This window comes from Amphritea pacifica (assembly GCF_016924145.1).
In the GTDB taxonomy this organism is placed as follows: domain Bacteria; phylum Pseudomonadota; class Gammaproteobacteria; order Pseudomonadales; family Balneatricaceae; genus Amphritea; species Amphritea pacifica.
On sequence record NZ_JAFFZO010000037.1, the window covers coordinates 21,780 to 43,661 of the forward strand.

Below are 21,882 nucleotides of genomic sequence, written 5' to 3' on the forward strand. Positions count from 1 at the left end.
TTTTTTTACCAGATCGTTTGTAGCTGCTTAATGGCCGACTTTAAATCGCTTCATTTTTCCGTACAGATCACTGGCAAGCTTTTTAAACGAGATCGATATTGTCTGGGTGTTCTGGGTGAGTTCATTGGAAACCTGGTTCTGATCACTCAGGTGGGCCAGATTTCGGTTGATTTCATCCGTCACCAGGCTTTGTTCTTCGGTTGCGGAAGCGATCTGAATTGCCATGTCGTTTACCTGTGTGGCGGATGTTTCGATTTCGCTCAGAAGATCCTGAGTGCTTTCAACCAGTTCGACAGAGGAGTTTACCTGCTCAGAGCCTTCGCGAATTGAGCTGACAGCCTGATTCACACCCGTTTGCAGCTTTTCTATCATCGCTTGTATCTCTTCGGTGGACGCCTGGGTTTTACTGGCCAGCGAACGAACCTCATCGGATACAACGGCAAACCCACGGCCATGATCGCCTGCTCTGGCAGCTTCTATTGCGGCATTCAGGGCAAGCAGGTTGGTTTGATCGGCTATTCCTCTGATAACATCCAGCACTGAAGCGATATTTTCAGACTCTTTAGCCAGGTTGCCGATCACCTCTTCTGAATGGGTAACTGAGCGGGTCAGGCTCTGGAACTTAATTACCGAATCATTGATTATCTCCCTGCCTCTGTGGGAGATATCGACGGTTTTAGCGGTTTCTGACGCAGTGCGCTGAGCGTTTTCAGCGACGTCGCGGATGGCGGTACTAAACTCCTCCACCGCGGTTGCGATCATCTCGACCCCCTGGCTCTGCTCATTAACAATTTTCATGCTGCTATCGGCTGATTCCCCCAGTTGAGCTGAACTGCTGTTCATTGACTCTGCCTGATGGCGGATGTCAGATATCAGTGTTTCAAGGTTGCTGATAAAAGTATCGAAAGTGTCGGCTAATTCACCCAGTTCATCTTTCCGCTCGGAGTTTATTCTGAGTGTCAGGTCGCCATCACCCTCACTGATCTCCTGGATGCTTGTGGTAAGGCGGCGGATATTGGTGACCAGAAATTTCGGGGTTAAGTAAGTGAGCGCGCCGGCAATAATCAGTACGATAAGAGTGAAAACTCCCAGGCCAAAAGACACGGTCGAGATCTGTTGTTCCAGCCGGTCACGCTCGCGGACCGATTGTGCATCAAGCTCTTCACCTGCCAGATTGTATAGGTTCCGGAGTTTTTTGAAGGCTGTTAGCGCCTCGCCATCGCTCAGCGCACGTGCCTGGCCGGTATTACCGGTTTTTATAAGCGTCAGTACCTGATCCGCTTTTTCTTTCCAGTCACTGAATCGGGTATCAAAAGAATCCAGTTTGCGGATGATGTCGGGGTACTCTGACATCAGTGCTTTGTACTTATTCATCCGATCCAGTGCCTGCTGGGCATTCTCATTAAAATCGTTGAGAATTTTATCGCTGGTATTGCCCAGCAGATACTCCAGCTCGGCTTCTCTGGCCTGGTACAGGTCTCTGTCAGCGTTAAGTATGCTTGAAATCGCCGGCAGGTAGTTCTGACCAAAGGTGTTTACACCTGACTTCATCTCATCTGTCAGAATTTTGCCGGAGACTGCGATGATCAGGATCGCCAGGGTCAGTATGACCATTGCGATTGAAAGTTTGACGCGAATGCTTTGAAACGGGTTGGACTTCATAATTACTCAACCTGTAGTGGTTTGCTTGCTTGTTTAATGTAAAGCTCAGGCTATCGTGAAGATGACTTAAATCAATAAAAATAGGTCTCAAAATGACAGTGACAGCCTTATTCTCTCAAATGCGTCTGCATGCTTCAGGGGATGGGGCTGCGTTGAGCTGATGTGAAGAGGGAGTCTGTCGCTATCTGCTGATAGGACGCCAAGGTCAGAGTAGGGGGGAAGAGCGTTGATTGAAAGCCTCTGAACCTTTTCAGGTTCAGAGGCAACAATGTCTCAGGAGGGGCAGTTTGTGGCGAGCTCTCTGGCCCGTTGATATACTTTTTTCGCCGGCAGGCCTTTAGCTTCAAGGCTATCAATATAGTTCTGGGATGCTTTATCCAGCAGCGGTTTCCAGTCCGGGCTGTTTACGCCACCCTCAATGGTGAAGATCTCGTGGCCGGCATCCTCTGCCTGTTTTTTGCCTACCACATCCAGTGCGTCAAACACTTCACCTGCCTTCTCAGCCCATGAAAGTCCGGAGTTTTTGTCGATAATGGCCTGAAGGTCCGCTGGTAGACTGTTATAGACCCTTTTGTTCATGGTGACGATAAAGGATATGGTGTAGAGTCCCCCCACTTCTGTATGCGTGTTGGTCAGCTCATTGAGCCGGAAAGAGGCCATCGCTTCCCATGGAAACGCGACACCATCGATCACGCCCCGTTGCATCGCTGTGTATGAACCGGGCGCCGGCATGCCCACTGGCTGTGCATTTAACTCCGTCAGCAGCTCTGCGACAACCGTCGTTGGACGACGAATGCGCAGGCCCGACAGATCAGAGGGCACTTTGATCAGTTTATCCCGGGTGTGCAGAAGGCCGGGGCCGTGGGTATAGAGAAAAATAGGCTTGGTATCTTCGTACTCTTCAGAAATCAGCTTCTCATCAAGCAGGCTTTGCAGAATGCAGGAGCCATTGACCGCATCTTTAGCAACGCCAGGAAGCTCGACAATTTGTGTCAGAGGGAAGCGGTTTGCACTATAACCCTGAACCGTTGCCGTTACATCCATTATGCCGTTTTTGACTGCGTCATATTGTGCCGGTGGTTTTGCCAGAGTACCTGATGGGTACACTTCTACTGAGATGCGCCCGCCGGACTCAGCTTCAATTTTATCCGCCCAGGGTTGAATCAGGTTTTTATGTGGGCCGGAGACGGCTGGCCAGAGATGCCCCAGCCGGATAGTGAATTCGGCTGCCTGGGCGGGCGAGAGAAGTGCGGCCGATAGCAGGCCTGCCGCGGTTAAACGGGTCAGAAGTTTACACATATGTTGCTCCTATAATTCATCATCTTCATGATGCGCAGATCTGTTCAGCTGTCACCCGGGCTTTACGTTATCCCTGAAAGAGTTGTTGCTGAGCTATTGCGGGATGGTCAGATCTGCATCTGTTTATTTTTATTAGCTATATAGGTTTGTATTAATGATAGTGTATCGGTTAAGTTTTCTAATGCAGCCCCCCGGACTATCCGTTGCAGCATCTAAGCGCTTCGTCGGCAGCGTCGTTGACCTATACTCTTATGTACAGGTCTTGCATGCCCTGGCAATGCTTCAACGAATATAGGTTATTGGATTCAAAAATGTAAAGTTATTTTGTTTGTGATATATTTTATCAGGTTTGTTTTATCGGCTTATTTATTTAAAAACATATAGATAGGCGGGTATTTGTTTTTTGTTTTGGGTGTAAGTTTTTGGTATTTGTATCCAAGTTTTCAGGGGCCTCGGGTGTTGAAAGTAGACCGAATATTGAGCGGGAGTCTGGATGAGTAAGCAGGGGCAACGGGTTATTCTGTCGTTACGACAGATGATTGTGAACGGTGATCTTGCGGCGGGAGAACGACTGCGGGAAGAGTCGCTCGCTGAGCGATTAGGTGTTTCACGCACCCCTATCCGGGTGGCACTGAAATTATTGGCGCAGGAGGGGTTGCTACAGACGGTGGGTGCCCGGGGTTATGCTGTGCGTCAGATCAGCACTGAAGAGATCAGGAATGCGGTTGATGTGCGGGGGGTTCTCGAGGGGATGGCTGCACGTCTGCTAGCGGAGGCCGGGCTGACAGAGAGCATTCGCGATACGCTTAAACAGTGTCTTGATCAGGGTGATCAGCTGTTTTCCCGAGGGGCTATTGATGAAGGGGATGTGGTCACGTTTCACGACCTGAACATGACATTTCATAACACCATCATCGATAACTGCGGTAATGGTGCAGTCAAGAGCGCCATTATGCTTAACGACCATATTCCCTTTGCCTCGGTGCACTCTATTGCTATCGACAGTTCCGCGATGGACCGGGAGTACCTACGCCTGACGTTTGCGAATGTTCAGCACCACCTTGTTTACGATGCACTGATAAACCGGCAGGGCACCCGTGCCGAATCACTGATGCGTGAGCATGCCAATGCCGCATTACGTTATGCTGAGATTTTTGGCGTGGGGAATGGCGATAGGGGGAACGTCAAAATCTTGCGTTCCGATCTGGCCGCCGACTAACCTGCGGCGGGCAGGGCGCCTGCGCCAGGGATCCTGTCTTCAGATTAACGCTCCTCAGATTATCGCTCCATTGTGTAGATAATATCACCGCCGTTATGTTCTGTGGCGGTTTGGGTTTCCACGCTCCAGGCATCATTGAGACGATAACGCATAAAGAATGTATGCGTCGGCTCGAGCAGTCCAACCCCGTATTTAACATACAGGCGGGGCGACAGATATTTGCCAATATACAGCGATGTATCGGTCGCAGTATCGCCTCCGGCAACCCCCAGTTCGTCGATATTAAAGGTTTCTGAGATCTGCTCAGCGATTGTGTTGCCGCCTTTCAGGGTTAATGCTGATGCGGCTTTAAACAGCAGTTCCTGTTCGCTCATCGAGTTGCCGCCAGCGCCTGGCGCGTGACCAAACATCAGATAGGAGAGTTGGCTGCTTTCCGGCATGGCCGGTTCAGAGAACAGCGAGAGACGGGGATCATTCAGGGTTCCGGATACTTTTGCACCGGCAGTGATATCCTCCACCTGTCGCGACACTCGCAGATCTAATCCGGGGTTGTCCACCGGACCTCCGCTGTAGACCAGGCTGCCGCGATCAATATTAAGATCCTGCCCATAGAGGCGGTACTGACCCGAAGCTACCTGCATAACGCCGGTGGCACGCATGACCTGTCGGCCATCATCCTCAATCAGTACACTGCCCAATAAGCGTCCTTCAAACCCCAGCGCTTCCAGGTTGACCTTGTCTCCGAGGGTGATTCTCATCTGGGCATCCAGATTGCGCTTGTGGGTCGCCCCGGGCGTGTCTGGGTGATTCGGGTCGACAATCACTACATCATCAGATACCGGCGAGGTCGCTTCGATCTCGGGTGGTTTGATACTGGCCTCCGGTATTTTAATCTCGCCTCGCAATACAATCTGATCCGGGGTCACGTTCAGCTTAACAGAGGGGGATATCCACGCCTGAATCTCCTCGGTGGCAACGGCTTTGAAACGTGTACCTTCCAGAGTTAACTCTCCGCTATCGGCCACCGGGTTGTACTGTCCATGCAGCTCAACAGGCCCATTGTCGGATTGCATTCCGCCGTTAATCAGCAACGTGTTGTTACCGGGCTCGCCAGTTACATCGAGGTTGATCTGTTGCAGGCTTATGCCCAGCGCGGGCAGGTCCGCACTGGCCTGGTTGAGGGTCAGGTGTCCCTCAATACCGGGTTTGTCTACCGTCCCACTCAGTGCCAGCTGCGAACTGATCTGCCCGGTGATCGCCTGAAGCTGCGGTGTGAACAAGGAGATGAATTTAAGGTCATCCACGGACAGGTTAAGATCGCCATTAAGCTTTCTGCTATGGTAAGGATCATCAACGGTGATCTGTGCTGAAAGTTTTCCTGTAGGATACTGAAGTGGCAGGTTCAGATCTGCTCTGAGTTGATTGTTCTGACCCTGGATACGCAGGGTAATATCGTCAGCACGTATTTTAAGGTCATCCTCCTCGAGCAGTAGCTCGGTATCTTTCAGAACTGCATAGCCGTTAATTTCTGGTGCCAGGCCCGGTGCTTGTGAAAACTTCAGATCAGACTCCAGATAACCCTGTAATGCCGCCTGAGTTGGTATCCAGGGCTGCAGGTGGGTCAGCGAGAGTTGTTGTGTATCGATGGCTGCTTCAAGCCCCCGGGTCGCTGACCAATCGGTTGAGGCACACAGGGAACTGTCGGTTTTGAGGGTTGAGTTGAGGCAGAGGCTATCAAGGTGTGCCGCAGTGGAACTCAGAGTCACTGCCACCGGGCGCTGAATCTGCCAGCCGCCCAGTTGCGGCTGAATGAGGTTAAGTTTGTTCAGGGTTCCGTGCCACTGCTCCTCTTTCCACTGGCCACTGAGCGCCAGCTCAAGCTCGGCGGGCCCCTTATCGGTTGTCAGCGTCAGTTGGTGCTTATCAGGAGTCCCCTGACCAACGATATTAAGTTTTTGCCACTGGTTGCCAGCGATATTGAGCTGTGCAGCGCTGAATCGAATATGTGAACGGGTTTCCGGGCTGAGGTTCAGATCCAGGTCTGCGTTTAAGTGGCTGGCCTGATAGGTATCATATGTCAGATTCTGTCCCTCAAGGGTGGCGATAAGGTGTGGCGTTTTCTGGCTACCGGTTAACGTGCCTTTGCCATCCAGGCTGCCTTGCAGACCGGGTAGCAACTGGTTCAGATTGGGCGAGTGAGCAGACCAGGAAAGGTTGAGCTCTTCATCTATCGTTCCGCTGGCCTGAATGGCGGTAGCGGCTATGTTCAGACGAAGATCGGCGATATTGATGTCGCTACCGTTAACCGTGACCTTGCCATGACTGCTGAGGGTTTCATTGCGCAGCACCCCGCTGAGGGAATCCAGCAGTAGCTCAAGCCTGAACGGTTCAGCTGCGGGCTGACTGCCTGTGACCGCTGCCTGAAAGTTTAGCTTACCGGGCCACTCCGGCCAGAACTGTCCGGGATTCAGTTGTTTTCCGCTGGCTTTCAGGTTCCAGTTCAGTTGCGGCTGCCAACTGACTTTGCCGCTGACCCTGACACTGCCTTCCAGTGTTTTGCCTGTCAGGAGTAGAGACTCTGCCCTCTCACTGTTACCGCTGCCTGTCAGCGTCCACTGACCAGGAGGGATGGCGGGACCTGCAAGAGCGCTGTTGAGGGTAAACTGATAGTGCTGCAGATCACCACTGACCTGAAGCTCGCCTTTGCGGCTTAAATAGGCTGCCTCCCCCTGAAGAGGGTAGCGCAGATTATTCCAGTGACCCTTAATATTAAAGCTGAGTGGCTCGCTGGTTACAGCCACTTTACCGGTTAACTGGAGCATTATCGGATTGCTGCTGTTGCCCTGTAGCGGCTCAGTCTGGATCAGATTCAGCTGATCAATCTGCAGCGTGTTGTCTGCAAAATGAAGTTGAAGTGATAGCTGTATCGCACCGACTTCGGGCAACTTTGTCTGTAGCTGACTATTGAGTTTGAGCTGGTCAGCACTGCCGTGTGCGGTTACCGATCCGCTCAGGTTGCTATCGCTTAACTGCGGGGTAAACTGCCCCAGATCAGTTGTTATGTGCTGTAAAGTCAGCTCTCCCTGTGGCTTTTTCAGCAGGTTTTGCAGCGATGCAGAAAGCTCAGTGCTGATTAATCCACTGAGTCTCTGCTCGACCTTGAGGGTGTTGCTATCTCCCTTGAGTGTTCCGGTTATGTTGCCCTGGCCCGACAGTGGTTGTTGCTCAGGCAGGGTTAAACTCCACTGGGTGCTCAGCTCCAGCGGGAACTGGCCATTGGGTTGAAGCTGACCGCTGATTCGCATCCGGGCCTGGGGGGTGACAACCTTAAACTGATCAATGAACAGTGCATCGTCCGAGGTATGGACACTGATGAAAGCGCTTGAAATGTTAGTCGTGGTTGCTGGCTGATCACTCCCTTCTGTTGCGTTTATAAGGCTTAACTGACTGATATTTAGCGCATCAATCTGCAGCGTCAAAGGCAGGGTTATATCTTCCAGAGCCACACTGGTCGTTTGATTATTATCAGGGGGCGTTGTGGCCTGACTTGTCGTTGTGATGACCGGCTGTTCAATATCCAGCCTGATAATGTGCAACTGGCCGGTAAGCAGTGCCGATGGTTGCCAGTCCAGCGAGATGCGGTTGAAACTCAGTTCTGTGTCCGGCTGTCTATAGGCGATTCCTCTAAGATCGGGCTGGCTGAGGATTGAGCCCTCAATCTGCTGAACCTCTAATCTGCCTGGCAGCCACTGTTGGCCTATGGCGATCAGTTGCCGCAGACCGCTGGTCGTTGCTGTGAAATAGAGGAGTGTGGCGCTTGTCAGCAGACCGAACACCATGAGCAGTATCAATAGCATCCTGAGCAGGCGGCGCATCCGCTTTGGCCGATGTTGCTGATCAGTTGATGGCGCAGGCTGCTGTTCAGGTGAAGACTCTGACTGAGCTGATTTTCCGGACGGGCTCACAGATCGGTCCCCAGATTAAAATGCAGGTGAATGCTGTTATCGTCACCATTATCCTGAGGAACGGCCAGGTCGAAACGAACCGGCCCTACCGGTGAGAACCAGCGCAAACCGATGCCGGTACCGGTATGCAGACTGAGTCGGGTATCATTAAATGCATTTCCGCTATCGATAAACGCCGCCACTCCCCAGTTCTCTTTAAAACGATAATCGACCTCAAGGCTGCCCACTAACAGGTTGCGACCTCCGATAACATCACCACTGTCATTGCGTGGCCCCAGACTTTTGTAATCGTAGCCCCGGACGCTGTTATCGCCGCCAGCAAAAAAACGCAGACTGGCGGGCAGGGCGTCGAAGTTATCGACCCAGGTGGTACCGGCTTCAGCCCGGGTAAGCAGGCGAAACTTATCGGTAAAGCTATAGATTCCCTTGCCACTGAGGCGGGTCTGGACAAAATCTTCGGTTGATATCATCGCTTTGCTGCTGCCACGCAGTTGTGCAGAGAGACTGTAGCCATTTTTGACATGTAAACGGTCTTCAGTGGACAGGGTGCTGTAGTTGATCTGAGGGATCAGAAAGTAGGAGGTGTCCGTCTCGCCACTAAAGGTTGATTCCTCCTGTTGATAATTCAGAGCCATTACCTGTTGCCAGCTTCCCAGTTGTTTCTGCCGCGACACGCCAATAGAGTAACTGCGTGTTTCAACGCTGTCGGAGTTCTCATCCAGCAGGCTGAAGAGGATGGAGTAACGGTCCTGACGGGGGTTTTTACCCGGAATCGAATATTCAGCAGAGAGATTGGTGATAATCTCTGAGGTAAGCAACTGGGTATGGAACTGATGACCCTGGCGATTAACCCAGCGTTTTGTCATACCCAGCTTCGCCCGTGCGCCGGTATCGGTGCCATAACCCAGGCCCAGGTGATATTTGGTTCTCTTATTGGCCTGCAGATCAACGTAAACGGGGACTTCAGTGTCGCTCATCTCGTTCCATAGCGGCCTGACCTCTACCCGTTGAAAATAGTCAGTATCGATCAGCGCTGATTGCAGGTCGATCAGGCTGCTGTTCTGCACCGGGTCTCCGGATGAGAAAGAGGCATAGGACCTGAGATAGTCATCGTCAAAGGGATTGGGGGCAAAAGATATTTCACCAATATTGAAGCGGGGGCCGCTGTCGAAATAAAGCATAATCGTTGCCGAATAATCGGACAGGTTTACTTCCACCCGGTGACGCGTCAGGGTTGCCTGATAATATCCCCGCTCGACGGCCAGTGAGCTAAGCTGTTTTTTAAGCTGTTCATACTGACTGTGAATCAGAGGTTCACCCTGGCGCAGGGGGCTATTTGCCAGTAGCTGCTTAAAGGTTTTGTCGTTGCTGGCATCACCGTTTAGCTGTATATCCAGCTTTGATATCAGCACCGGTTTACCGGGGGTGATGCTGTAACGGGCGACCCAGTCCTGATCTGTTTTGTTTAACTGGCTTTTAATTTGCGGTCTGTAAAAACCAAAAGGCTGCAGTGCCGTCCTGATCTCACTGTCGGCCTGACTATGCAGGTAGCGTAATCGACTAGGGTTGGTGACCTCTTTATTGTTGAACTGCTCGATACTCAGCATGCTGCGGATATTGACTTCCTGCACTGAGTTGACGCCCTCAATGGTGATAGAGAGATTGCCAGCCATAATCTGTAGAGAGAGGCTGCTGAGTAGGAGCAGGAGTATCAGGCGCATTAAAATCGTCGTCCGTATTCTGGCGCGGGTAAAAACACAGGTTTTGATTATACCGGGTGGCGCAGGTATTCATACTGCAATTGCACAGTCTGTGCGCGTGTCCGCCTGAGGTATTTTTCAGAGCAGCATAAAGCCGTCACACGTAATGGGTTGACCCGCCCAGGCAGATAAAGTTTTATAGAGGGGCAGGAAAGTCACTGTTTATTCATAACTTTCACCAGAGGGCTATCTGTTTGCTGAATAATGGTGTATATCGTCACCGGCTAACGTGCTAGTACCAGGTTCTGGTGGGCTAACGTAACCGGGTGATCTGATTTTAAGACCTCTGATTATGCTCAACTTACAGGTGAGAGAAGGAGATGCGATCTTGAATAGCGAGAATAAACCGGTTATCGGCTGGCGTGAGTGGGTGTCTTTGCCGGGGCTTGGTATTGATCAGATTAAGGTCAAGGTGGACTCTGGCGCCCGCACCTCTGCGCTACATACGTTCAGGCTTGAGCCGTTTCAGAAAGAGGGACTGGATTGGGTGAGCTTTGATGTGCATCCAAATCAGTACGATCTTGATACTGTTATTCGCTGTGAGGCTCCCGTGCGGGATATACGCACTGTTACCGACTCGGGGGGGCATCAGAGTCAGCGCTATGTCATACTGACTGACATTTTAATTGGTGATCAGCAATACCCTATAGAGCTGACACTGACTAACAGAGACACAATGCGATTCAGAATGCTACTGGGCAGAACGGCGATGAACGGCCGCTTCCTGATAGATCCTGAAGGCGCATATTTAATTTCACAAGGCATTCATCCGCCTGAACAGTAAGGTTTTATAATGAAGATAGCCATTTTATCCCGCAATCCGTCTCTGTATTCTACGCGTCGTTTGATTGAGGCAGCAGAGGCTGCCGGTCATGAAGTCCGGGTGCTGGATGTATTGCGTTGCTATATGAACATCAACTCTGAAGAACCGAGTATTCACTACAAAGGTGAGGATCTGGGCAGCTTCGATGCGGTTATTCCCCGGATTGGTGCATCGGTAACCTTTTATGGTACCGCTGTGCTACGTCAGTTGGAAATGATGGGGGTATACCCGCTGAACGAGTCTGTGGCGATCAGCCGCTCCCGGGATAAGCTGCGCTCAATGCAGCTGTTATCGCGCAAGAAAGTTGGCTTACCGATTACCGGATTTGCCAGTAAACCAAGTGATATTCCCGATCTTCTGGACATGGTGGGTGGTGCCCCTGTGGTACTGAAACTACTGGAGGGAACTCAGGGGATCGGTGTGGTTCTGGCCGAAACCAGAAAGGCGGCCGAGAGTGTGCTGGAAGCCTTTATGGGGCTGAAAACCAATATTATGGTTCAGGAGTTTATCAAAGAGGCTGGCGGTGCGGATATCCGTTGTCTGGTTATCGGCGATAAAGTGGTTGCGGCAATGAAACGTCAGGGCAAAGAGGGTGAGTTTCGCTCTAACCTGCATCGTGGCGGCTCGGCTTCACTGGTCAGAATCACTCCCCAGGAGCGTGCGACAGCTGTTTTGGCAGCGAAAACCATGGGATTAAATGTTGCCGGTGTCGATCTGTTGCGCTCTGAGCGGGGGCCGCTGGTGATGGAGGTAAACTCCAGTCCTGGCCTTGAGGGAGTGGAGCGGGCTACCGGCAAGGATGTGGCTCACAGCATAATCACGTTTATTGAGAAAAGTGTTGCAGAAAAGAAAAAAGCGACCCGCACACGCACACGGGGCAAAGGATAATACTTTATGGCGCAACTGAATCAACCGCTTGAGATTGCCGGTTGTATTGTAAAGCCGGGCGAACGGCGAACGATTCATGTCGATCTGGCTCGTCTGTATACCAATACCCATCTGGATCTGGATATCGAGGTGATTCATGGGCGCCGCGCCGGGCCAACACTAATGGTATGTGCGGCAATTCATGGAGATGAACTCAATGGTGTAGAGATCTGTCGTCAGTTATTGAAGTATAAATCTTTGCACCGCATCGCCGGGACGCTGATTATTGTACCGGTGGTTAATATTTTTGGTTTTATCCACCAAAGCCGCTATCTGCCGGACAGGCGTGATCTGAATCGCTGTTTTCCCGGCAGTGAAAAGGGCTCTCTTGCCAGTCGGATTGCCTACATTTTCAGGACGCAGGTTCTGAGTCACTGTACCCATGTGCTGGATCTGCATACCGGGGCGATTCACCGCAGCAATATGCCGCAGATCAGGGCAAATCTGGACAACCCGGTGGCAAAAGAGATGGCGGATGCATTTGGTGCCCCGGTGATCATTGATTCAAAACTACGGGATGGCTCACTGCGGCAGTGTGCTGATGAAGCAGATATCGCTTTGATTCTTTATGAGGCAGGTGAAGCGCTGAGGTTTGATGACCGGGCCATCCGGGGAGGCATCCGCGGAGTGTTAAACGTTGTGCGCTACCTGAAAATGTTGCCGCCGTTAAAGAAACCTAAAAAAGTGCTGGCACCTGTGGTTGCCCACTCGTCAGCCTGGATTCGGGCCAATTCCGATGGTGTTTTCAGATCGGTGGTTTCGGTTGGTCAACGGGTTAGCAAGGGACAGACCATGGGGGTGGTTGCATCGCCTTTCGGGGCCCATGAGGAGGAGGTAGTTGCACCTAATTCCGGTATTATTATCGGCCAGAACAATATTCCGGTCGTTAATGAAGGGGATGCTCTGTATCACCTTGCCCGCTTCGAATCGAGCAGTCTGGAAGCGGAAAAACAGGTAGAACGGATTACCGAAGAGATTGAAGCCCAGCGTATACCGGAAGACAGCGAGCTAAATTTATAATTGTCTTTTAAATTAAATAGTTATATTGATTATATAAAATTTTAGTTTAATTGAAGTTGCTGCGATTAAGGGGGAAGTTAAGCACTCCTGTTTACCGCGATCGGGCTTTATCGCATGCTCTTAAACCGATTCTTTAGTTCCTGTTTGCAGGGGCTTTTCTATGGCGCTCAGTATTTGATCGCGTTTTCAACCAGTGCATTGCTGAGTTTGCGGATATTTCTGGCCATATCGCGAGCCAGATTCAGAGTGATAATACCAAAATCAAAGGGATAGTTTTCATGAACCCGGGCAAACAGATCAGAACTGATCTCCAGTACCCGGCTGTCACAATTGGCAACGGCATAGCCTGCATGGTTGTGCAGGGCAATCATGGCAACGAAGCCAACTTCTTCACCAAAACCGATATCGCGGGTGTTATAACGCTTGCCATCGTGGAGTTTGACAAAGCTGAGGCTGCCTTCCAGAACGACATAGAAAGCATTGCCGCTATCGCCGGCGTCAAATACCTTCTCGCCGCTGGCAAGTTCAAGTATCCGTCCCTGCTCGAGGATAAAGTTAATACAGTCATCGGTGAGCGCTCCAAATAGAGACCCCTGACGTATTTTTTCCTGGGGCAGGCGGGTATGGATGTCCTCGGCTGTTATCGTTTTCATCGCTTATTTAACAATTAAACCCTGTATGGTCAGCCTAGTACAAATCTGCAGTTCCGGTGAAATAAGTTATTGCAGGAACTGTTCGATGTTGAGGGGCTTACTGTCGCCGAGCCACATAATATATTTGGTATGGTCGTCAAGGTCGTTGCCGGTAACCGGATGGATAAAGACAGTCAGTCCCTTACGATTAAGGATTAGCCACGGCAGAACCTTGCCGATCTCCGGCGCACTGAAGGAGAGTTGGCAGCTCCATTCAGGGTGCGGGCCTACCAGTTTCTGGTGTACCCTGCCCATCTCGACCCCCAGTGAATCGTGGGCCTTTTCGCACAGCTCAACCGCCTGGTTAAGACTGTTGGCATCGAAGTAGACGTGTGCATGATAGGCGGTGATCTTTGTCGTTACCTGAGTCATCTTTATTCCTGTGTTTCTGGCCGTTGCAGATAATAGAGTAAAGCATTTTACAGAAGCAATTGTTATCGAAAAACTGAATAGTGCTCAAAGAAAACAGATGGGTGTTAAAGTGTGCAATCTGAGATGCTATACAAACGGATCTGATCGATACACTATAGTTTCCCGAAACACGAAAATAATGAAATAGCAGGAATATGATGAGTAAAACCTATCTGCAGGCATCACTGACACTGGATGCCGCTATGGTGATCGCCCAGGCTGCGATCAATCACGGTAATCAGCTGGGGATCAAGGTAAATGTGGTGGTAGTTGATAGTGCCGGTAATCGTCTGGTGTCACTACGGGAGCCAGGAGCGCCATTACCGGCGATGGATTTCGCTGAGAAAAAAGCATACACCGCTGCAAATTTCAGATCACCAACGGAGAAGTGGGCGGAACTGCTGGAGGGCAGGCCCATTGTAGCGAATGGTTTAGCACAGCACCCAAAAGTGGCACTGTTCGGCGGTGGTTTGCCGGTGCTGGTGGATGGCAGTGTGGTGGGGGCAGTGGGCGTTGCCGGCGGCAAAGTACCAGAAGATCTGCAGTGCGCTGAAGCAGGGATAGAAGCGCTTAATGGGCTGAGCTGAGGCGGAGTTCCATTGTGTCAGGCTGGTTCCGTCGACTGAAAAAACAGACCTTGAAAAAACTGATCATGATCGATACCGGCTACCATAGCCATCATCTGTCGACGACTCTGCTTGAACGTGGTGGGTTTTCCATATTGGCATTTATCGATGAAGAACCGTGGAATCACCTCAATCTGATGAACGGCGCAAAAATTCACTATCCCAGTGAGTTGCTGGCGCTGGCAGAGAAAAGCAGGGCTGATGCTGTTATTAAATTGACTGGAAAGGGGTGGCAGCCAGCCAGTGACTGTGTCTCAGAACTGCAGAAAAAGGGCATAGCGTATATCACGCTGGATGTGGCGATAGCGCCGGATGAACAGTTAAATATTATTGTGGAGCGTTTATCAGCTGAGCGATGAAGACGACTGGCTCTCTTAGCGGTGAGCCAGTGGTCCTGGAATGAATTCAGGCAGTTCAGCAGAAAACAGGTTGGTCATTTGTTTAGCGATATAAGAAAACGTTTCAAGCAGATATTCTGCACGCATGCGCTCAGCTTCTGCAACAATTTTATTCAGGTCATAATCAGCAGATTGATCGGTATATATGTACTTGCTCATGGTCATATTCCTTTAAATGTTTAAGATAGAGGCTATTTTAGACTTTGGTCTGACACCATACAAACGAGTATTTTTTGAAGAATAGATTAGAAAAACTCATCATTTCAGTGGGTCAGTCAACCAGTCAATAGTAGTGGGGTTGAAGAGGGCTGGACGATAGCTATTCGAATTATTCTATTGCTATCGACATAGAATGATTCGTCTCCCCCTGATTAGCTCACTATAATTGTCACTCAGTTCCGCTTTTGTCATTCACCGCTTCAATCTCTTTAAGACAGGTTTATTGTGACCAGAATACTGCGTAAGTTTTTTCTGCCAGTGGTTTGCCCCTCTGCTATTGTGTCCATTGTGCAGCAGGCGATGCTGGTTGTTTTACCTCTCTATGTGCTGGCTATTGGAGGAACACTGGCACAATCGGCGATGATTATTGGCCTGAAAGGTATCGGGATGATGCTGGCGGATCTGCCTGCGGGATTGCTGCTGGCGCGTTTCGGTGATAAACGGGTGATGCTTGGTGCCGCGTTTGCCTCTGTCGTAGCACTGCTGCTGATGTCTCAGTTTCCGACGATGCCTGTATTAATCTCAACAGCACTGCTACTTGGTCTGGCACACGGTAGCTGGCTGGTGGGGCGTATCTCTTTCATTACCGACGCCTCGTCTATCGAAGAGCGGGGCAGAGTGATGGCCCTGTCAGCCGGAACCATTCGCCTGGGTAATGTTATCGGCCCGTTATTGGCAGGTATGCTAATTGCCGCACAGGGCTATCAGGTAACACTGGCAGTGTTCGCTATCTGCTCGTTGCTGGTGGTGTTGTGTGTTGCGCGCTGGGTTTCCTATACAAAACCTCAGGGGCATGACAGTCACAGCGTTATCGCACTGCGTGATGCCCTTGTCGATAACCGTAAGGTGTTTCTGACGGCGGGTGTTGCCTCATTTGCACTCATGCTGGTGCGCTCTTCAAGGGCGCTTCTGCTGCCTCTGACAGGGGCGGCCCTGATGCTGGATGAAACCAGCATCGGTATCGCCATCTCAGCGGGAGCCATCATTGACACGCTGCTGTTTTATCCGGCCGGTAGTCTGAGTGATCGTATTGGCCGTAAACCCATCTTTATCACCAGTCTTGTGCTGCTGGGTATGAGTATCGGCCTGTTGCCGTTAGCCGAGGGGTTGTGGAGCCTCATCCTGATCGCTTCGCTGATGGGCCTGGGTAATGGTGTTTCCGCAGGCGTGATTATGACTATGGGCTCGGATCTGGCGCCTCAGAAAAATCGTGGGGGCTTTATCGGCATCTGGCGTTTGTTTGCTGACGTGGGGGTAACTTCAGGGCCGTTAATCATTGGTTTTATGGTTAAGCTGGCTGGCCTGGCCGTGGCTACTTGTAGTATTGGCCTTCTTGGGCTGTTGGGCAGTGCGTTTGTGGTCAAAGCCGTTGCTGAAACGCATCGTGAACCGGCTGAGTAAAGGGGCAGACTGTCAGCTTCTTACGTTATGGCAGCCTCCGGTCATCTCATGTGTTCAGCCGCTGCTGATATAGATTTTGCCTTACCCGTTTACTGAATAAATTTGATATAGCTGCCTGCAGTGTTTTCGGGGAGTGAGAAATACCATCACCATAAACAGTTTTGCGGGGAGGGGAAGGTGATAAAAAGGCCTCTGAATGAGGCCTTTGTCACTGATACCAATTGCATCAGTGAGGGACATGGATGATTCGGTCACCCTGATGCTTTGCTGAAAGAGATTATTTATCCCAGTACAGACGCATCGGGTTATCAATCAGCAGCGCCTGTTGCAGTTCTGCTGTTGGTGCAATCAGTGGGATAACGTCAACCAGCTTGCCATCATCCGGCACATGGGATTTCATGTTGGGGTGCGGCCAGTCGGTGCCCCACAGAACCCGGTCCGGGAACTTCTCAACCAGGGTGCGGGCAAAGGGGACTACATCGCTGTAATCCGGTGCCTGCAGGGTCAGACGCTCGGGGCAGCTGACTTTAGTCCAGACGTTAGGATTTTCAGCCATCAGGCTGATAAAGCGCTGGAAGTCTTCGTGATCAATGCCATTGGCAACATCCGGACGACCCATATGGTCAACGACGATGGTGGTGTTCAGCTGTTTCAGAAACGGGATCAGATCTTCAAGATCCGGCGCTTCGAAGTAAACAACAATATGCCAGTCAAGCTGTTTGATCTTCTCAGCAATACTGAGGAAGACCTCTTTGGGGGTGGTATCGACCAGCCGCTTAACAAAGTTGAAGCGAACTGCACGAACACCGGCCTCATGCATCTGTTTCAGTTCTTCCATGCTAATAGCAGGATCAACAACGGCTACACCACGTGCCAGCTCGCCGGCTGTATTCAGCGCATCAATCAGGGCCGCGTTATCAGTGCCGTGACAGGATGCCTGTACGATGACATTGCGTGCAAAGCCAAGATAATCACGCAGGGCAAACAGTTGCTCTTTAGAGGCATCACAGGGGGTGTATTTGCGTTTAGGATGATAGGGGAATTTATCTGCAGGTCCAAATACGTGGCAGTGGGCATCGACCGCACCGGCAGGTACTTTAAATTCTGGCTTGCTGGGGCTGGCATGGAATGGAAGGTAATCTGCGTCCATTTTTAAGTCCTATTGTTGAGTTGGCAAAGGCGCGATTCGCTAAGGGTTCAGTTAGCAAAAACTTCGCCATCAAACAGTTTACGGGCGGTTCGTAAGATCGCAGCACTTTCTGCATCGCCCTGTTGATTCATTTTAAGAATCACGGTCATCTCACCGATCGGATGTTCAACCGGCATCGTTTTAGTCGAGCCCTCGGGTATGTCCGCCAGTGCATGTGCCGGAGAGTCCGGCAGAATGCAGGCTGTCGCAACGCTGACTGCACCCAGTACACCGATCGAAGCGTGGCAGCGATGGGGGATAAAGGTGCGGGTTGAGATTGAACCACCCTGGGTCGCCCGGCTGACCATGCTCATTTTAGGTACCGATTTGTGGGTGACATCACCCAGATTCATCATCGGGCCGGCCTGCAGGCGGATCGATTCGAGGCGGGATTTAAGCGCTTCATTCTGCTCCAGCTGCTCCCGGGATTCCGTGCCGCTAATACCCAGATCTTCAGCTCTCATGACCACGACCGGCATACCGTTATCGATACAGGTCACTGCTACGCCATCGATGATATCGACCTGATTGCCGGTTGGCAGCAGGGCGCCGCAGCTTGAACCTGCAGTGTCCTGGAAGGTGACCGGGATGGCGCTGGCGGTTCCCGGAACACCATCAATACAGGCATCACCCTGATAGCTGACTTTACCATTGGGGGTGTGTACTTCCTCAATGGCGATCTGTCCGGTATTCTCCATATAGATAGCCACGGAGGTCTGATCCCCACTGATATCGACCAGACCGCGCTCAATTGCAAACGGGCCGACACCTGCGAGAATGTTACCGCAGTTCTGGGCGTCCGTGACGGTGGCCTGGTCAACAAATACCTGCAGAAACAGATAATCAACATCAACGCCGGGGCGTTGCGATTTTTTAACCACCGCCACTTTCGATGTCAACGGATCAGCGCCGCCGATACCGTCAATCTGACGCGGGTCCGGCGAACCCATGATGGTAAGCAGAAAGTTGTCCCGCTTCGTGGTATCAGATGGCAGGTCTTCTGCAAGGAAGTAAGCCCCTTTGGAGGTCCCCCCCCGCATCCACATACAGCGTGCTGAATCAGACATATTTCAGACCTTTCTCTTTCAGGCGTGGGCGCATGTTGTAGATATCCAGTCCCAGCTCACCATTTGCCATACGGACACGCTTTTCCTCTTCCCGTGCTTCCCGTGCCAGTGCTTCCGCCAGAACCTCTTCTGCTTCTTCACGGCGAACCACCACCACACCGTCGTCATCGGCGATGATGATGTCGCCCGGGTTGATGATCTCATCAGCGCAGACCATCGGGATATTGACTGAACCGAGCGTTTCTTTGATGGTGCCCTGGGCGAAAACATGTTTTGACCAGACAGGGAAATTCATCTTACGCAGATCACGGGTATCACGAACACCGCCATCAATGATCAGACCGACGACTCCACGAGCCTGTGCAGAGGTCGCCAGCAGATCACCAAAAAAACCAAAATTAGACGGAGAGGTCGGGGCAAACACCATAATATCGCCCGCCTGACACTGCTCAATCGCAACGTGCATCATCCAGTTATCGCCTGCCGCTCCGGAGATGGTAATAGCAGAACCGGCAATAGTGACATCCATCTGAATCGGGCGCAGATGGTCGGCCAGCAGACCACGGCGGCCCTGTGCTTCATGTACGGTCGCAACGCCACATTTGCCGAGCGCTTCTATAACAGCGGGATCGGCGCGCTCAATATTTTGTACAACAACATTCTCTTGCATAACTGTTCTCCTAAATCATCAGGCCTGTATCGGGCGCGCTTTGATTACTCGACAATTTTCAGACGGCTGAATACCCGGCGGGCATTGCCTTCAAATATCATCTGTTTCTGTTCTGCTGAGAGCTTGCTGTTGTTATCGATATAACGCTTAGTGTCATCGAAATAGTGACCGGTTTCCGGGTCGATGCCGCGTACCGCACCGATCATCTCGGATGCGAACAGGATATTTTCTGTTGGAATAATATCCAGCAGCAGATCGATCCCTTTCTGGTGATAAACACAGGTATCGAAATAGATGTTTTTCAGCGCTGAGATCTCAAGCGGTTCATAGCCCTGATCCTGCATCAGGCCACGGAAGCGACCCCAGTGGTAAGGCACTGCACCACCACCGTGGGGGATGATGATTTTCAGTTCAGGAAAATCTTTGAACACATCGGACATCACCAGTTGCTGGAAGCCGGTTGTATCCGCCCCCAGATAGTGGGAGCCGGTGGTGTGGAAGCAGTCATTACAGGAGGCACTCACGTGAATCATCGCGGGTACGTCCAGCTCACACATTTTTTCATACAATGGATAAAAGGACCTGTCCGCCAGAGAGGCATCCTGCCAGTGACCACCGGAAGGATCCGGATTCAGGTTGCAGCCGATGAAGCCCATCTGCTCAACGGTACGCACCAGTTCCGCAACTGACTTGGCCGGATCGACACCCGGCGATTGTGGCAGCTGAGCAACCGGGGCAAAATTTTTCGGAAACAGGTCGCAGACCCGTTTGATCAGATCGTTCTGATGCTCGGTCCAGTACTGGCTGGTGTATTCATTGCCGATATGGTGACCCATCCAGCTGGCACGCGGAGAGAAAATGGTCAGGTCGGTGCCACGTTCCTGCTGCAGACGCAGTTGATTATTTTCGATACTTTCGATGATCTCATCATCACTGACGACGACGTTGCCTTTCTCACCTTTGAATGATGGGTCCTTAGCTATAGCCGCTTTTTGCTGCTCACGATATTCGCCAACGCCCGGGGGCGTTGTGGTGTAGTGTCCATGACAGTCGATAATCATCTTCGGTTCTCTCATACCTTGTTTATAGTGGTGCGCCTGATTTACCTATAGGAAAAACCTGAAAGGGGATTACCAGACAGGATGGTTCCACTTAGCAAAACGGGCAAACATAGCTTAAAGGTATTCTGAACGACCCGGTTGTGGCTATTCAGTTTTTAAAGTTATGGTATTAGTTTTTGAGATAGACTATGTTTTAGTGAACACTTTTCAGAGGGCGGTATACGTGTTTGAAATACCAAATATAAGGCATCTCAGGGTTTTTCTGGAGGTTGTCGAGTGCAAAAGTATCAGTAAAGCATCAGAGCGTGTCTTCCTGTCGCAGCCTGCAATAACTCAGGCGATTGCAAAGCTTGAAACTGCACTGGGTGCTTCGCTGTTCAGTCGCCGCAGTGATGGTATGTATGTCAGTGAGTCCGGTGAGGTGTTTGCGCTTCGTGTTCAGCGAGCGCTGGATATGGTGCTTGAGGGGTTGCGTGGGGCCGTCAGGCTGGGGGGCAGTAAGTCCCAGCCAGCGCACCTTTTACAGATGTTGACAACGACTCAGTTGCGGGCGCTTATTGCGGTAACCGAGGCTCACAACTTTAGTATTGCAGGCCGGAATCTGGGTATCTCTCAATCTTCGCTACACCGTGCTGCGCGAGAGCTGGAAGCGCTTCTGGGCGTGGTTTTATTTGAGAAGACCAGCACCGGTATCAGTTCAAGCAAAGCGGCCAGGGCATTAGCCCGCGCCTGTAAACTGGCCTTTTCGGAAATTAGTCAGGGCCGGGATGAGGTCGATGCGCTGCATAACCGCGAAGTGGGGCAGTTAGTGATCGGTAGTATGCCCCTGGCGCGGACTTCATTGTTGCCAAAGGCGATTATCGAGTTTTCCCGGCGCTTTCCCGATTTCAGAATCCGGGTTAACGATGGTCCCTATGATGATCTTTTATACCATCTGCGGCATGGCGATATTGATCTGCTGCTTGGTGCGTTGCGCTTTCCTGTACCCGCTGATGATGTGATTCAGGAGGAGCTGTTTTCTTCCCCTGTTGAGATAGTCGCAAGGCCGGGTCATCCTCTCTGTAGTGATCGCAATGTGTCATTGGAAACGCTGCAAAAATATCCATGGGTGGTGCCGGGGAAAGGCACGCCAACACGGGCTATCTTTGAGTCGACGTTTACCGAAGCGGGGTTAGACGTTCCCTCCCGGCTGGTGGAAACCGGTTCTCAGATTCTGGTTCGCTCGCTGCTGATGGGCAGTGATCGCCTGACAATGATCTCCGAGCATCAGATTCAGCATGAGCTTTCTACAGGCGTTTTTAAGACAGTTCCTTATGAGGTTGAGCACGCATACAGACCTATAGGTATCAGTGTCAGGAATAACTGGAAGCCAACAACTACGCAGTCTGTATTCATAAATCTGCTCAACGATACAGACCATGGAGTGGATCTTGATGATCAGTGATAAAACTGATTCTATGCAAAAAATGAATA

At 51.2% G+C, this 21,882-nt stretch carries 19 protein-coding genes; 8 read left to right on the forward strand and 11 right to left on the reverse strand.

Annotation, left to right across the window (positions count from 1 at the left end; translation table 11 throughout):
- Window positions 1–27: 27 nt before the first annotated feature.
- Both JW499_RS18260 and JW499_RS18265 read right to left on the reverse strand, forming a co-directional pair.
- Complete coding sequence (locus JW499_RS18260) at window positions 28–1,662, reverse strand: methyl-accepting chemotaxis protein (protein WP_205211932.1); 1,635 nt, start codon at window positions 1,660–1,662, stop codon at window positions 28–30.
- A gap of 273 nt (window positions 1,663–1,935) precedes the next feature.
- Window positions 1,936–2,961, reverse strand: a complete 1,026-nt coding sequence (locus JW499_RS18265) for a TRAP transporter substrate-binding protein (protein ID WP_205211933.1) — start codon at window positions 2,959–2,961, stop codon at window positions 1,936–1,938.
- A gap of 493 nt (window positions 2,962–3,454) precedes the next feature.
- Between JW499_RS18265 and JW499_RS18270 the strand changes: the two genes are divergently transcribed.
- A complete protein-coding gene (locus tag JW499_RS18270; RefSeq protein WP_205211934.1) occupies window positions 3,455–4,180 on the forward strand; it encodes a GntR family transcriptional regulator in 726 nt (241 codons plus the stop codon).
- Window positions 4,181–4,239: 59 nt separating this feature from the next.
- On the opposite strand, the gene JW499_RS22880 is transcribed toward JW499_RS18270, so the two are convergent.
- Both JW499_RS22880 and JW499_RS18280 read right to left on the reverse strand, forming a co-directional pair.
- Entirely contained in the window at window positions 4,240–8,145 is a 3,906-nt protein-coding gene (locus JW499_RS22880) for a translocation/assembly module TamB domain-containing protein (protein ID WP_205211935.1), read from the reverse strand.
- Window positions 8,142–9,866 carry an autotransporter assembly complex protein TamA gene (locus tag JW499_RS18280; protein WP_205211936.1) on the reverse strand — a complete coding sequence of 575 codons (1,725 nt, stop codon included), beginning with the start codon at window positions 9,864–9,866 and terminating at the stop codon, window positions 8,142–8,144. Before JW499_RS18280 ends, JW499_RS22880 begins: the two co-directional genes overlap by 4 nt.
- A 367-nt stretch (window positions 9,867–10,233) precedes the next feature.
- Here JW499_RS18280 and JW499_RS18285 point away from each other — a divergent pair, with 367 nt between their 5' ends.
- Genes JW499_RS18285 through JW499_RS18295 form a run of 3 tightly spaced genes read left to right on the forward strand, consistent with a single transcriptional unit; the run spans window position 10,234 to window position 12,675 of the window.
- A complete protein-coding gene (locus tag JW499_RS18285) occupies window positions 10,234–10,689 on the forward strand; it encodes an ATP-dependent zinc protease family protein (protein WP_205214167.1) in 456 nt (151 codons plus the stop codon).
- A 9-nt stretch (window positions 10,690–10,698) separates the two neighbouring features.
- The gene (rimK, locus tag JW499_RS18290; protein ID WP_205211938.1) at window positions 10,699–11,616 is read left to right on the forward strand and encodes a 30S ribosomal protein S6--L-glutamate ligase; all 918 of its coding nucleotides are present in this window, start codon (window positions 10,699–10,701) and stop codon (window positions 11,614–11,616) included.
- Window positions 11,617–11,622: 6 nt separating this feature from the next.
- Entirely contained in the window at window positions 11,623–12,675 is a 1,053-nt protein-coding gene (locus tag JW499_RS18295) for a succinylglutamate desuccinylase/aspartoacylase family protein (RefSeq protein ID WP_205211939.1), read from the forward strand.
- Window positions 12,676–12,842: 167 nt separating this feature from the next.
- On the opposite strand, the gene JW499_RS18300 is transcribed toward JW499_RS18295, so the two are convergent.
- The gene (locus JW499_RS18300; RefSeq protein ID WP_205211940.1) at window positions 12,843–13,328 is read right to left on the reverse strand and encodes a Crp/Fnr family transcriptional regulator; all 486 of its coding nucleotides are present in this window, start codon (window positions 13,326–13,328) and stop codon (window positions 12,843–12,845) included.
- Between the two features lie 66 nt (window positions 13,329–13,394).
- Window positions 13,395–13,739, reverse strand: a complete 345-nt coding sequence (locus tag JW499_RS18305; protein WP_205211941.1) for a DOPA 4,5-dioxygenase family protein — start codon at window positions 13,737–13,739, stop codon at window positions 13,395–13,397.
- A 197-nt stretch (window positions 13,740–13,936) separates the two neighbouring features.
- On the opposite strand from JW499_RS18305, the gene JW499_RS18310 reads away from it, so the two are divergent.
- Both JW499_RS18310 and JW499_RS18315 read left to right on the forward strand, forming a co-directional pair.
- Complete coding sequence (locus JW499_RS18310) at window positions 13,937–14,365, forward strand: GlcG/HbpS family heme-binding protein (protein ID WP_205211942.1); 429 nt, start codon at window positions 13,937–13,939, stop codon at window positions 14,363–14,365.
- A gap of 14 nt (window positions 14,366–14,379) precedes the next feature.
- Complete coding sequence (locus tag JW499_RS18315; protein ID WP_205211943.1) at window positions 14,380–14,763, forward strand: hypothetical protein; 384 nt, start codon at window positions 14,380–14,382, stop codon at window positions 14,761–14,763.
- Window positions 14,764–14,778: 15 nt separating this feature from the next.
- Here the strand turns inward: JW499_RS18315 and JW499_RS18320 are convergent, their stop codons facing one another.
- Complete coding sequence (locus JW499_RS18320; protein WP_205211944.1) at window positions 14,779–14,961, reverse strand: hypothetical protein; 183 nt, start codon at window positions 14,959–14,961, stop codon at window positions 14,779–14,781.
- Between the two features lie 285 nt (window positions 14,962–15,246).
- On the opposite strand from JW499_RS18320, the gene JW499_RS18325 reads away from it, so the two are divergent.
- Window positions 15,247–16,422: an MFS transporter gene (locus tag JW499_RS18325; protein ID WP_205211945.1), complete on the forward strand. Its 1,176-nt coding sequence runs from the start codon at window positions 15,247–15,249 to the stop codon at window positions 16,420–16,422.
- A 277-nt stretch (window positions 16,423–16,699) separates the two neighbouring features.
- On the opposite strand, the gene JW499_RS18330 is transcribed toward JW499_RS18325, so the two are convergent.
- The 4 genes from JW499_RS18330 to JW499_RS18345 are packed head-to-tail and all read right to left on the reverse strand — an operon-like array spanning window position 16,700 to window position 20,409.
- Window positions 16,700–17,572 carry an amidohydrolase family protein gene (locus tag JW499_RS18330; RefSeq protein ID WP_205211946.1) on the reverse strand — a complete coding sequence of 291 codons (873 nt, stop codon included), beginning with the start codon at window positions 17,570–17,572 and terminating at the stop codon, window positions 16,700–16,702.
- A 47-nt stretch (window positions 17,573–17,619) separates the two neighbouring features.
- On the reverse strand, window positions 17,620–18,678 hold the full coding sequence (locus JW499_RS18335) for a 4-oxalomesaconate tautomerase (protein ID WP_205211947.1): 1,059 nt from the start codon (window positions 18,676–18,678) through the stop codon (window positions 17,620–17,622).
- Entirely contained in the window at window positions 18,671–19,348 is a 678-nt protein-coding gene (locus JW499_RS18340; protein WP_205211948.1) for a 4-carboxy-4-hydroxy-2-oxoadipate aldolase/oxaloacetate decarboxylase, read from the reverse strand. Before JW499_RS18340 ends, JW499_RS18335 begins: the two co-directional genes overlap by 8 nt.
- Before the next feature lie 44 nt (window positions 19,349–19,392).
- The gene (locus tag JW499_RS18345) at window positions 19,393–20,409 is read right to left on the reverse strand and encodes an amidohydrolase family protein (protein ID WP_205211957.1); all 1,017 of its coding nucleotides are present in this window, start codon (window positions 20,407–20,409) and stop codon (window positions 19,393–19,395) included.
- Window positions 20,410–20,632: 223 nt separating this feature from the next.
- Between JW499_RS18345 and JW499_RS18350 the strand changes: the two genes are divergently transcribed.
- The gene (locus JW499_RS18350) at window positions 20,633–21,853 is read left to right on the forward strand and encodes a LysR family transcriptional regulator (protein ID WP_332874029.1); all 1,221 of its coding nucleotides are present in this window, start codon (window positions 20,633–20,635) and stop codon (window positions 21,851–21,853) included.
- The last annotated feature ends 29 nt before the right edge of the window (window positions 21,854–21,882 follow it).